This is a genomic window from Devosia sp. P3_B2 (assembly GCF_056402875.1).
The window spans coordinates 80,278-91,816 of sequence record NZ_JBFUGO010000012.1 but is presented as its reverse complement, the minus strand read 5'-3'; the positions used below and the strand labels follow the sequence as shown (position 1 = coordinate 91,816).

Genomic DNA, 11,539 nt, shown 5'->3' with positions numbered 1-11,539 from the left:
CCCTACTCCGGAAACTTGGTGACGACGACGAACATCAGCGTCCCCACCAGCAGGGTGATGAAGGAGTACGAGTAGAGCTCGAGCACGAACGGCTGGAACAGCATGAAGAACCCAAGCCCGATCAGCACGATGGCGAGCATCTCCATCGGCCCGCGGCGGAGAAGTTTTGGCCAACGGGTCATTTCCGCACCGCCCCAAAGGTGATGCCGCGCAACAACTGCTTACGCAGCAAGATCGTGAACACCAGGATCGGCACGAGGAAAATAGTGGTGCCTGCGGCGACGGCCGGCCAGTCTTGCCCGCCCTCGCCGATGATCTGCGGGATGAAGGGCGGCGCCGTCTGGGCCTGGCCTGAGGTGAGGAGTGCCGCGAAGGCATACTCGTTCCAGGCAAAGATCAGGCAGAAGATGGCGGTGGCGGCGATGCCGGTGGTGGCCTGCGGCAGCACCACTTTCCAGAACGCGTGCAGCCTTGTGTAGCCGTCGATCATCGCAGCCTCCTCGTACTCACGCGGGATCTCGTCCATGAAGCCCTTGAGCAGCCACACCGCCAGCGAAACGTTGACCGCCGTGTAGAGCAGGATCATCCCCAGCGCAGAGTCCGAAAGACCGAGCTCGCGGTACATCAGATAGATCGGGATCGCCACGGCGATTGGGGGCATCATCCGGGTCGAGAGGATGAAGAACAGCAGGTCGTCGGCAAGCGGCACCTTGAAGCGCGAGAAGCCGTAGGCGGCGAGGGTTCCGAGGAACACCGCGCAGAAGGTCGAACCGAAGGCGATGACCAGTGAATTGATGAAGCGCGGCAGGAAGTTGGATGGACCGGCGATCACCATGTTGCGCTTGCGCGTGACCTCGTCGCAGAAGTTCGTCGGGGCCGGCAGGCTGGTTATGTATTCGGGGGTCTGACGGGTGCGAGTGGTGAAGAGGTTGCAATAGCCTTCGATCGAGGGCTGGAACACGATCTTGGGCGGATAGGCGATCGAATCCGGCGGTGTCTTGAAGCTGGTGGCGAAGATCCAGAACAGCGGCACGATCGAGATCAGCGCGTAGGCGATGACAAGCGCTGCGGCGACGCGCTTCGACACGCGGCTCGGCTCGACGACGGAATGGGCGGTGGTGAGGCTCATCTCTGCTTCACCCGGTTGAGCGCCTTGACGTAGATGTTGGCGAGGCCGAACACGGCGACGAAGAGGATGATGGCGAAGGCCGAGCTGTAGCCGGTGCGCCACTTCTCGAAGGCCTCGCGCTTCAGCGTGATCGAGGCAACCTCCGTGGTCGAGCCGGGTCCGCCGCCGGTCAACAGGTTGACCATGTCGAACATCTTGAAGTTCTCGATGCCGCGGAACAGCACCGCGAGCATGATGAAGGGCAGCGCCATCGGCAGGGTGATCGACAGGAACTGCCGTAGCGGGGAAGCTCGATCGACCTCGGCCGCCTCGTAAATGTAGTCGGGGATGGAGCGCAGCCCGGCGAGGCAGATCAGCATCACGTAAGGCGTCCACATCCAGGTATCGACGATGACGATGGCCCAGGGAGCCAACTGCACGCTCGAAAGCATGGTGATCTGTGTCGCCGGGATGCCGCTCACGAAACTGACGGCATAGGCGAAGAGCCCGATCTGCGGCTCGAACAGGAAGCGCCAGAAATTTCCGACCACGGCGGGGCTCAGCATCATCGGCACGAGGATGATGGTGGTCCAGAAGGCGTGGCCGCGAAACTTGCGATCGAGGAGGTAGGCGAGGCCGAAGCCGATCAGCGTCTGCAGCGCGATGGTCCAGAACACGAAGTTGGCCGTGGTCTGCATGGCGATCCAGATGTCGGGATCGGTGAGGATGCGCTGGTAGTTGCGTAGGCCCACATTGTCGATCGCCTCGTTGGGGCGATTGGCGCGGTAATTGGTGAAGCTCAGCCCGATCGCCCAGAACAGGGGAAAGATGTTGATGGCGAGCAGCAGCAGCATGGTCGGCGCGATGAACAGCCAGGCGACCATCCGGTCGGAAAGTCCGGTGACGCGCTTGCTGATCCCCAGCGGGGTCGAGCGGGCGGCGACATCCGCCGTGCGATCGAGCATCGATGTTCGGGTGTCGGTCACGGAACTACTCGCTTGGAGGAGGTGACGGCGCCGCATACTAGTACGCGGCGCCGGGGAGGAGAAACGGACGGCTAGAGCTTGCCGTCGTCCTCGAACACTTCGGTCCAATCCGCGACCAGGCCGTCGAGGGCTTCCTTGGCGGTCCCCTGACCGGCGACGACATAGTCGTGGAAGCGCTTCTGGCTGGCCTGCAGCAACGAGGCGTAGGCGGGCTCGGCCCAGAAATCCTTCACGATGGACATCGAGTCGAGGAAGGTCTGCGCGTAGGGCTGGCTGGCGGCAAAGCCCGGGTCCTCGACCACGGCGCGGAGGCACGAGAAGCCGCCGAGCGACCACCACTTCTTCTGCACGTCGGGGTTGGCGAACCACTTGATATACTTGAGCGCCGCTTCCTGCTTGGTCGAGTACGACACCACCGAGATGCCCTGCCCGCCGAGCTGGGCGAACTGCTCGCCATCGGGGCCCTTGGGATTGGCGAAGTAGCCGATCTTGTCGCCGCCGACGGCTTCGTCCTTCTGCAGGCCCGGCCAGGTGAAGGCAAAGTTCATGTGCATCGCCACCTGCCCGGATTTGAAGGCATCGACGCCCTCGCCCATGTAGCTGTTGGCGGCGCCCGGCGGGGTGCAGCAATCATAGAGCGACTTGTAGAACTCGAGGCCGGCCACCGACTTGTCGGAGTTGACGAAGCCTTCCATCTCGTAGGGCTTGTCCGGGTTCTCGTACTTGAAGCCGTAGCTGTAGAGCACGTCCATGGCGCCCATGGTGATGCCTTCGGAGCCGCGCTCGGTGTAGATCGAGGCGCCGTAGACGGTCTTGCCGTCGATCTGGCGGTTCTGGAAGAACTCGGCGATCTGCTTGAGCTGGTCGAAGGTGGTGGGGGCGGCGAGGTCCCAGTTGTACTTGGCCTTGAACTCAGCCTTGAGCTCGGGGTTTTCGAACCAGTCCTTGCGGTAGGTCCAGCCGACGACGTCGCCCATGGCGGGGAGCGCCCAGTAGTTCGGGGTGTTCTTGGGCCACTCGGAATAGCCGACGACGGTGGCGGGGACGAAGTCGTCCATCTTGATGCCGTTGGCATCGAAGAAGTCGTTGAGCTTGATGTAGTGGCCGTTCTCGGCCGAGCCGCCGATCCACTGGCTGTCGCCGATGATCAGGTCGCAGAGCTGGCCCTTGCTGTTGAGTTCGTTGAGGAAGCGTTCGGCATAGTTGGTCCACGGTACGAACTCGAACTTCATGTCGATGCCGCTCTCGGCGGTGAAGTCCTTGCTGAGCTCGACCAGTGCGTTGGCCGGGTCCCACGCAGCCCAGCAAAGGGTCAGTTCTTCGGCTTGTGCGGCGCCCGCAGATACCAGCGGCGCCACGGTTCCTAGAGACAATAGTGCTACGCCCGCAAAAGCGGTCCTCAACGTCGGATTCATGCTGTCCTCCCAATGCGGGACTGCCCACGCAGCCCCTGATACGAGCGCCCCTCAGCGCTCCGTATGGCTCCCTCGACACGCCTCTGCGTGTTTAGTTCTTATGTTTAGTAATGCACTATTCACTAAACAATTCAAGTAGGCATGGGACACTGGATCGGAGGGCTACTCCGCCATCGGGAATTCGCTTGGCAGGACAATGCTTTTGCGGGCGGCTAGGCCGTCCAGCAGGCGGTGCAGAAGCACCGAAGCGCTGGTCACTTGGTGATGGCTGGAGACCCGGCGTTGGTCCCGAGGTAGCGCTCCTCCCACCAGGAAAACAGCATGTCGCGTAGTGCCGCGCCCTCGTCGTCGCCGTAAAGCGGCAACCGTGCCGCGTCGAACATCGCCGCCTCTTGCTCGGTCAGCGTGACGGCAAGCTCCTCGATACGGATCGGCACGTTGGTGAAGGCCGGCGCGTAGGCGGGATCGCGGTAGAGTTCGCGGTCGGCCTTGATGTTGGGCTGGCGGAAGTCTTTCGGCGTCCGCTGGCTGCGGAGGATCGGCGTCGCCGGGACACTCGCGAGGTCCGCCTCCGTCGCCTCGAACACCGTGAGACGGATCGGCTTCAGCGAGAAGTTCGAGGTGCGCATGACGTCGGCGCCGCAGACATTGGGCACGGCCAGCACATCGGTGAGGGCCAGGAGATCGACGTGGTCCCCTGCCCGGCTCGACTGACGGGTGATCGTCGCCCGCCCGTCGGCGCCGATTTCGGTGTTCATGAAGAAGTTGAAGCTGTCATGTACGTCGTCCGGGGTCAGGCCGTACTCGCGCTGCGCCTCGGACTGGATGTCGTGGCAGTTGGTGTGGTCGTGAAAGCCGTAGGCGCTTTCGTAGAGATAGGCCGAGCAGCGCGGGAACAGTACGTCGTTGCGCTTGACGGTGTCTTTGAGGATGTAGAGAAGCGCGCGCTCGCGCGGCGGCTGGCTCCACAGGAACGTGCCCTCGGTGGGGTTGAAGCCGTGCACCGTGCGGGTGCGCCCGCAATGCATGAACTCCTTGTAGTCGTGGAGGTTGAAGGCGTTGAAATCGACGCATTGACCGCCCTCCACCTGCTCGATGCGGAGGATTTGGCCGGCTAGCAATTCGATCGCCTTGCCGGTGCCGGGCTCGAGAACGCGGGTCTGAAGCACCGTCCTCATTTGGCGTGCTTCTCCGCGTGTTCGCGAATGGCGAGCTTCACCAGCGCTGCGCGGTCGGGAGCGGCGCCCTGCGTGATCGTGCGGTCGATCAGTTCGAGCTGTTGCTGGTTGAGCTTGAGGATAATGGTCCTGGCCGGCATGCGCCCCTCCGTGTCTCGGATACCAAAACTGTATACATGATTGGACGATCGGCGATCCGAAATCCTGCAGATCAGCCATGCATTTCCTGCATGTTGGTCACAACCTGCTCAGATTCATAGAGCTTTTGCCTGATCGACGCCGAAATCTTGCATACTTGTCACCTGCAATCTCGTATGCATGAATGTGCGAATAACATGAGGCCCCGATGACCCGACCGTCTCCCCGCATCGATATCGCTCATGAGGCGCTGAAACAGGCGATCCTCGAGCGGGCGCTGCAGCCGGGTACCAAGCTGCCCGAAGACGAGATCGGCGCGCATTTCGGCATGAGCCGGACGCTGGTGCGCGCGGTATTGGCAAAGCTCCAGTCGGAGGGGCTGGTCGACGCCCGCCCCAAGCGCACGGCGATCGTCGCCCAGCCGACCCTGGCGGAAGCCCGCGACGTGTTCGAGGTCCGGCGTGCGCTCGAGGCCCAGGCCGTCGACCTCGTCATCAAGCGCTGGAAACCCAGTTTCGGCGCCGAACTCGAGGGGCTGGTGCGGGAAGAAGATGCGGCGCGCGAGCGGCACGAGGAGCATGTTGCCGGGCGTCTCGGCGGCGAGTTCCATATCCGGTTGGCAAAGCTCAGCGGCAATGTGCTGCTCGAGCGCTACATGTCCGAACTCGTGACCCGTTGCTCGCTGATCCTTGCCGTCTATGGCTCGCCGCATACCCACGATCACGGCGGCCCCAACGAGCACACCGAGATCATCGCCGCGCTGCGGGCCGGTGACGCCGTCAAGGCCATCGCCATCATGGACGTGCACATGGCCGCCGTGGAGCGCCGGGCCCTGCACGATACCGACCCCGCCAGCGTGGCGCTCGGCGACGTGCTGTCCCGCTATGCCGGCGCCATCGCGGGCCGCGGCAGCGCCATCCCGCTCAAGCGGAAACGCGCCAAATGAGCGGCCATCTGCATTTCGACTTTGCCGAACTGAGCGCCCGCGAGCGGTACAAGCTGCTGATCGGCACGGTGATCCCACGGCCCATCGCGTTCATCACCACGCTGAGCCGCGAAGGCCGGCGCAATGCCGGACCGTTCAGCTTCTTCAACGTCCTTACCCACGATCCGGCGATCGTTGCCATCGGCATCGAGAATTACGATGACATGCGGTTGAAGGACACGGCCCGCAATATCCGCGAGACCGAGGAGTTCACTGTCCACATTGTCGACGATGCGCTAGCCGCGCAGATGGAGATCTGCGCCATCAAGTTCGGGCCCGACGTCGACGAACTAGCCGAGGCCGGCCTCGAAACAGTCCCGGGCGAGGCCGTGCGCAGCCCGCGCATCGTCTCTGCGCCCGCGGCGCTGGAATGCCGCCGCCACATGACGATCGAGGTCGGCAAGGCGCGCGAAATCGTCTTGGGCGAGGTGCTGGGCATCCATATCCGCGCCGACATCGTCGATCCGGCGCGCCTCTACGTCGACCAGATCAAGATGGACGCGATCGGCCGCCTCGGCGGCCATGGTTATGCCCGCACGCGCGACCAGTTCGACATCAAGACGCTCAGCGTGGGCGAATACGAACAGCTCAAGGCCGACCGCCTTGTGACTGAAGCCGGCGCCGCCTGACAGCGCGCCGGAGCTAACCGACTAGACCAATCGCCGCGCCGCCGCGCGGCCGAGACGGTGGGCGCATGCCGCGCTCCCCGGACGATGAAACCTGGACTCATGGGGGTGCAACCTTGTCCAACTTCTCAATGAACCGCCGTCACTTTCTCGGCAGCGCCGCTGCCGGATCGCTGCTGCTCGCGAGCGGACTGAAGGTACAGGCCGCGACGCCGCTCACCATCGGCATGATCTATGTCGGGCCGGTCACCGATTTCGGCTGGAACCAGGCCCATGCCGTCGGCGCCGCCGCGCTCAAGGCCCTGCCGGATGTCACCGTGGTCGAGGAGGAGAATGTCCCCGAGACCGATGCCGTCGCCCAGTCGATGGAATCGATGATCAGCCTTGATGGCGCAAAACTCCTGTTTCCGACCTCGTTCGGCTATTTCGACCCGTTCATGAAAGAGGCGGCGAAGAAGCACCCGGACGTCGAGTTCCGCCACCCGACCTCGCTGTGGAACAAGGACACCGATCCGATCAATCTGGGCGGCTATTTCTGCTACCTCGACCAAGGCCACTACGTGAACGGCGTGGCCGCCGGTCTCTCCACCAAATCCAACAAGATCGGCTTCATCGCCGCCAAGCCGATCGCGCTGGTGCTGCGCAACGTCAACGCGTTCACGCTGGGCGTCAAAAAGGTGAACCCCAACGCCGAGGTGCGCCTCATCATCACCGGCGAGTGGAGCCTGCCGGTGCGTGAGGCCGAAGCGACCAATGCGCTGGTGGATGCCGGCTGCGATGTCATCGCCTGCCACGTCGACAGCCCCAAGGTTATCGTCGAGACGGCCGAAGCGCGCGGGGTCAAGAGCTGTGGTCACAATGCCGATCAGGCTTCGCTGGCGCCCAAGGGCTTCATCACTGGCGCCGAGCTGAAATGGGGCACGGTCTACACCGAATACGCCAAACTGATTGCCGCCGGCGAGAAGCTGCCCAACGTTAATGAGGGCGGCTACGACAAGGACATGGTCGCGTCCACCGCGTTCGGCGCGGGGGCCACCGAAGAAGCGATCGCCGCCGCCACCAAGGCCATCGCCGAGACCAAGTTCGGGGCCCCGATCTTCGTCGGCCCGCTCAAGGACAATACCGGCAAGCTCGTCGTCGAGGGTACGCTCGGCCTCTACGACGGCGCACTGTGGGGCACGGACTACCTGATCGAGGGTGTGGTCGGCTCCATCACCTGAGACTGCATTGTGAGCGGGCCCCGTTGTTCGGCGGGGTCCCGCATCAGCCGAGTTCAAGACAGCGGTCACCCCTCCGCCATGCGGTCTGCCGTGTGTTCTGCAAGTTGACCACGCTCAGAGTCCGCGCATCTCACAGACCTAGTTCTGTAGTTCTGTTTGCAACGGCTTTCACGGACATAGCCTGGGACTCGGGAATATCTGCCGATCGGCATCGTTCGCCCGCGGCATCGTTCCTCGGCACCGAGGTACAGGTGACGCCCATGCTACCGCGCGCACTATTCTCCAAATAATCTTGTGAATTCATCTGCCGCCGTGATGTTGCGGTTACGGCGCGACTGATTTGGCGGGCCTCAACCCGGCATAGCCAACCGCTCTCGTGGCCATCCGTTAGGCGCCCCTCAATGTGCTGGTTTGCCCGAACTCTTCCTGGTGATCAGTCTTGGCTCGAACAGTTCTACCTTGCCGGTTGGGGTGGATTTGCTGCGGATTTCGGCGAGGAGGATGTCGGTGGCGCGCATTGGGCCATCTGTTAGGCCGGGGATATCCTCGACGTCGCCCTCCTCGCGCTGTTCGTCCACCTGTTCGTCCGTAACGGCACGGCCGTCGGCGCCAGCGACGATTGGCGTGCGGCTTATCTCACTTAGGCAGGGTCAGCGCGGCGAGGGTGGTGCCTGATAGATCAAGGTTGCCAAGGGTTTGCGGGATGCCGTTCAGCTCAACGTGGGTTGGAGCGTCGACGAAGACCAGTTGATAGCGGCGCGGGAGCTGGGCGGGGGCAGTCACCCTGACGACGCCGGCGAACTGGGTGATCTCGATGCCGTCGTGATGGAGGGGCTGGTTGTCCTGGAGGCCGGCGATCAGGAAGACGGTGACCTGTGGGGCGCCGATGTCGGAGGGCATGGGGGCGCCCAGGCGGATTTCCTGGTCGAAGGCCAGGGGGAGGATGGTGCCTTCGCGCAGATAGACCGGGATTTCCTCAAGCGGAGCAGCGACTTGGTGGGTCCGCCCGCCTTCGTACCAGCGGTTCTGGAAGAGGTGCCACCAGCGGCCTGCGGGGAGATAGACTTCGCGCGACGTTTCGCCTTCGCGGATGATCGGGGCGACGAGCAGATCGCGGCCGAACATGTACTGATCCCAGAGGGGGATAACTCGACTATCCCTTTGATAATCCAGCAGCATTGCGCGCATCAGCGGCTGCTTCCGAGCGACGCACCAGGCCGTCTCCTGCTGCAGGTAGGGCATGAGCGACATGCGGAGGTTGGCGTAGAAGCGGTAGCCGGTGAGGGCGCGCGGGTCGCCAGAGCGCTCGGCGATGTTCCAGGGGGTGCGGTCCTGGTTGAACTCGGCCTTGCTCTCTGCGTGGTACTGCATGATCGGGCAGAAGCACGCCATCTGGGCCGAGCGGATGTAGAGCTCGGCGCTGGGGACTTCGCCGGAGAAGCCACCGAGGTCCCAGCCCCAGAAAATCACTCCCGACATGCCGGCTGAGAGGCCGGCGAGGATCGAGCGTTTGAACGCATCCCAGGTGGATCGTTCATCGCCGGCCCAATGTGCCGGAAAAGTCTGCGCCCCGGTGTAGCCGGCGCGCGAAAAGCAGATGCCCCCGTTCTGTTGCGCGAACCGATAATAGGCCGAGATGTAATCGCGGGGATAAGTGTTGCGGTTTTCGAGGCCGGTGGTGCCGTCGGCGAAGACGAGGTCGCGGCCCCAGACCATCTCGCCGCCATCGGTCTTGAAGCCGTCGACGCCGAGTTCGTCGATGAGGTACTGGCGTTTGCTGAACCACCAGTCGCGGCCCTCGGGATTAGTGAAATCCACCAGCAGGCTGTCCTTGAACCAGCCTTCGGGCAGACGGAGCGGCGTGCCGTCGGGGTGGCGGACGCCGTAACCCTCGGCAAAGAAATGGCTTTCGTCGTTGCGCTTCTGGGCGTGCTTCAGCGCCGGGGACTGCTTGATGATGGGGATCTGCCATAAGATCAGACGCAGGTCGTTGTCGTGCAGGTGCTCGGTGAGGCCTTTTGGATCGGGCCAGCGGCCCCATTCGGGGAAGGTGAAATCGCCGTAGGCGAAGGCGTTCGCGCCGGGCTTTTCGGCATACTGCGCGTCGTTGAAGATGTAGAAGGTCGCCTCGTCCGACCAGGCCTCGATGACCAACACGGTGGCGGGGATTTCGTGCTCGAGCGTGAGGGCCACCTGCTTCCTGACTTCGGCCTCGGAGTCCCAGTTGTTGGAGCTCATCCAAGGGCCCAGCGCCCATGCGGGGACCGGTTCGGGGTCGCCGGTGGTGGCCATGAACTGGCTGACCTGCTCGGCGATAGAGCCGGTGAACAGGTCGATGGCGAGGTGGTCGGCCTCGACGCCGAAGCGGGTTTCGCCTGGGGTGGAGAGATCGAACCAGGAGTAGGAGTCGGTCGCGAGGTGGAGGCCGAAGCCGGCCTCGGTGTAGCCGACGGGCATTGGCATGTAGGTCCTAAGCCCTTGTTCCTTATACTGGTTGTAGACGAACTGATCGACGAAATTGCCGGCCTGGTTGAGGGCGTTGTAGCGCTCGCCGAAGCCGTACCAGCCGCAAGGCGGGTGGAGCAGCGTGGCGGAAATCTCGCGGATCTTGCCGGCGCGGTCATGCAGGTAGGAGACTTCGGTGAGGGTCGCCGGGCCAAGACGGATTGGTGAGAAACCAGAACCTACGCCGGGAACGAGGTCGAGGCGGGAGCCGGTAAGGTCAGCCGAGCTGACATTCTGAACCCGGGTCAGGACCTCGTAGCTGAACGGTCCCTGCACGACGTCTGAATGGCTTTTGAAGCGGATGAGGTACTCGACGAGTGAACCGGCGGGGGTGCGGGGAAGGATGAACTCCCAGCAGTCGCTCTTCAGCATGCCGGGAATGGCCGTATTGCCGACCAGCAGCTCGAGCGGCTCATCCGCCGACAGGGGCGAAGCGACGGCCCGGACGATGACCTCATCGGTGTCGGTGATGAGCTTGGGGAAGCGCTCCTCGACCAGCGGCTCGTAGCGGTTGCCGTTGCCGTCGGGGCTGTGGCGGATGAAACGGGTTTCGAGCTGGCCGAGGGTCTTGAGGCGCTGCGCGACGATGGGGGCCGGGGTGTCGGCGAGGAGCTTGCGGCTTTTGGCGTAGCTGCCCTGCTCGGCATAGTACCAGGCGAGCAGCTGGCGATCGGCGGCGGTCGCTGACGCGAGACGGTCGGGCGTGGTGAGGCTGCGGACGGCGTCGACGAGGACGAGGTCCTCGCAGTCGAACAGGCCGAAGGGGACGGCGGCGAGGAGCACGTTGAAGTCGAGCGTCGCCTTGTCGGAGGACGACATCAGCGCCCCCATACGGACGTGGTGAGCGTAGACGTGGTTCTTCACCCGGCCGACCAAGCGGGTAGTGGCTTCGTCGCGGACGACGTGGTTGGTCTCGCGCAAAGCGGCGACCCAGAGGGCGACGACCCAGGTGTCGGTGAAGTGGTTCTGGTTAGGGGAGAGTTCGCGCTCGAGGCGGGTGGTGATGGACGTGCGGAGCGCCGCAGCTTTGGTGGAGCGGAGCAGCGCTAGGTCGCCGGTCGATTGGGCAACGAGGGCAGCAAGGTAGAGGGCCAGGGCGGCTTCGATCGGGTCGCTGGGATCGGCGGTGGTGAGGCGGGTGGCGACCTCAGGGGCGGCGGTCGTCGGATCGCGCAGCAGGGCGGCGTAGAGGTCGAGGAACCAAGGGTGGTGGGCGGCGAGGGCGGGTTCGCGGGTGTCGGTGGTCATGGCTGGTTCCGGTGGTGAGTGGCCGAGAGCCCGCGGGCTCCCGGCCTTGCCCTTTGGGAGGCAAACCTTGGGGTGGAGCGGAGAGGTCGTGGCTCCGCACCCCCGCCCTTGCTCCCTCCCCGCGAGGGGG

At 63.9% G+C, this 11,539-nt stretch carries 11 protein-coding genes; 3 read left to right on the top strand and 8 right to left on the bottom strand.

Going from position 1 to position 11,539, the window contains the following annotated elements:
* Positions 1-2: 2 nt before the first annotated feature.
* From AC1DV8_RS18195 to AC1DV8_RS18170, 6 genes are all read right to left on the bottom strand, one after another.
* Entirely contained in the window at positions 3-182 is a 180-nt protein-coding gene (locus AC1DV8_RS18195; protein WP_477158410.1) for a hypothetical protein, read from the bottom strand.
* The gene (locus AC1DV8_RS18190) at positions 179-1,129 is read right to left on the bottom strand and encodes a carbohydrate ABC transporter permease (RefSeq protein WP_477158409.1); all 951 of its coding nucleotides are present in this window, start codon (positions 1,127-1,129) and stop codon (positions 179-181) included. The genes AC1DV8_RS18195 and AC1DV8_RS18190 overlap by 4 nt, the downstream gene beginning before the upstream one ends.
* On the bottom strand, positions 1,126-2,073 hold the full coding sequence (locus AC1DV8_RS18185) for a carbohydrate ABC transporter permease (protein ID WP_477151978.1): 948 nt from the start codon (positions 2,071-2,073) through the stop codon (positions 1,126-1,128). The genes AC1DV8_RS18190 and AC1DV8_RS18185 overlap by 4 nt, the downstream gene beginning before the upstream one ends.
* A 92-nt stretch (positions 2,074-2,165) precedes the next feature.
* Positions 2,166-3,509: an ABC transporter substrate-binding protein gene (locus AC1DV8_RS18180; RefSeq protein WP_477151898.1), complete on the bottom strand. Its 1,344-nt coding sequence runs from the start codon at positions 3,507-3,509 to the stop codon at positions 2,166-2,168.
* A 254-nt stretch (positions 3,510-3,763) separates the two neighbouring features.
* Positions 3,764-4,687 carry a DUF1989 domain-containing protein gene (locus AC1DV8_RS18175; protein WP_477151899.1) on the bottom strand — a complete coding sequence of 308 codons (924 nt, stop codon included), beginning with the start codon at positions 4,685-4,687 and terminating at the stop codon, positions 3,764-3,766.
* On the bottom strand, positions 4,684-4,827 hold the full coding sequence (locus AC1DV8_RS18170) for a hypothetical protein (RefSeq protein ID WP_477151900.1): 144 nt from the start codon (positions 4,825-4,827) through the stop codon (positions 4,684-4,686). Before AC1DV8_RS18170 ends, AC1DV8_RS18175 begins: the two co-directional genes overlap by 4 nt.
* Positions 4,828-5,033: 206 nt before the next feature.
* Between AC1DV8_RS18170 and AC1DV8_RS18165 the strand changes: the two genes are divergently transcribed.
* The 3 genes from AC1DV8_RS18165 to AC1DV8_RS18155 all read left to right on the top strand — a co-directional run bounded on the left by AC1DV8_RS18165 (position 5,034) and on the right by AC1DV8_RS18155 (position 7,656).
* Positions 5,034-5,771, top strand: coding sequence for a GntR family transcriptional regulator (locus tag AC1DV8_RS18165; RefSeq protein ID WP_477151901.1), 738 nt, complete (start codon positions 5,034-5,036; stop codon positions 5,769-5,771).
* Positions 5,768-6,439, top strand: a complete 672-nt coding sequence (locus tag AC1DV8_RS18160; protein WP_477158408.1) for a flavin reductase family protein — start codon at positions 5,768-5,770, stop codon at positions 6,437-6,439. Before AC1DV8_RS18165 ends, AC1DV8_RS18160 begins: the two co-directional genes overlap by 4 nt.
* Before the next feature lie 128 nt (positions 6,440-6,567).
* Positions 6,568-7,656, top strand: coding sequence for a BMP family ABC transporter substrate-binding protein (locus tag AC1DV8_RS18155; RefSeq protein ID WP_477158453.1), 1,089 nt, complete (start codon positions 6,568-6,570; stop codon positions 7,654-7,656).
* A 398-nt stretch (positions 7,657-8,054) separates the two neighbouring features.
* Here AC1DV8_RS18155 and AC1DV8_RS18150 read toward each other — a convergent pair whose 3' ends face one another.
* A complete protein-coding gene (locus AC1DV8_RS18150; RefSeq protein ID WP_477158407.1) occupies positions 8,055-8,234 on the bottom strand; it encodes a hypothetical protein in 180 nt (59 codons plus the stop codon).
* A 58-nt stretch (positions 8,235-8,292) separates the two neighbouring features.
* Positions 8,293-11,409 (bottom strand): glycoside hydrolase family 31 protein, encoded by a 3,117-nt coding sequence (locus tag AC1DV8_RS18145; protein WP_477158406.1) that lies wholly within the window; start codon positions 11,407-11,409, stop codon positions 8,293-8,295.
* Between the last annotated feature and the right edge of the window lie 130 nt (positions 11,410-11,539).

What these genes read in the sequence shown, in the direction of transcription:
- AC1DV8_RS18185 (WP_477151978.1), bottom strand. Translation starts at nt 2,073, where the DNA reads ATGCTCGATCGCACGGCGGATGTCGCCGCCCGCTCGACCCCGCTGGGG.
- AC1DV8_RS18175 (WP_477151899.1), bottom strand. Translation starts at nt 4,687, where the DNA reads ATGAGGACGGTGCTTCAGACCCGCGTTCTCGAGCCCGGCACCGGCAAG.
- AC1DV8_RS18180 (WP_477151898.1), bottom strand. Translation starts at nt 3,509, where the DNA reads ATGAATCCGACGTTGAGGACCGCTTTTGCGGGCGTAGCACTATTGTCT.
- AC1DV8_RS18195 (WP_477158410.1), bottom strand. Translation starts at nt 182, where the DNA reads ATGACCCGTTGGCCAAAACTTCTCCGCCGCGGGCCGATGGAGATGCTC.
- AC1DV8_RS18145 (WP_477158406.1), bottom strand. Translation starts at nt 11,409, where the DNA reads ATGACCACCGACACCCGCGAACCCGCCCTCGCCGCCCACCACCCTTGG.
- AC1DV8_RS18160 (WP_477158408.1), top strand. Translation starts at nt 5,768, where the DNA reads ATGAGCGGCCATCTGCATTTCGACTTTGCCGAACTGAGCGCCCGCGAG.
- AC1DV8_RS18170 (WP_477151900.1), bottom strand. Translation starts at nt 4,827, where the DNA reads ATGCCGGCCAGGACCATTATCCTCAAGCTCAACCAGCAACAGCTCGAA.
- AC1DV8_RS18165 (WP_477151901.1), top strand. Translation starts at nt 5,034, where the DNA reads ATGACCCGACCGTCTCCCCGCATCGATATCGCTCATGAGGCGCTGAAA.
- AC1DV8_RS18155 (WP_477158453.1), top strand. Translation starts at nt 6,568, where the DNA reads ATGAACCGCCGTCACTTTCTCGGCAGCGCCGCTGCCGGATCGCTGCTG.
- AC1DV8_RS18190 (WP_477158409.1), bottom strand. Translation starts at nt 1,129, where the DNA reads ATGAGCCTCACCACCGCCCATTCCGTCGTCGAGCCGAGCCGCGTGTCG.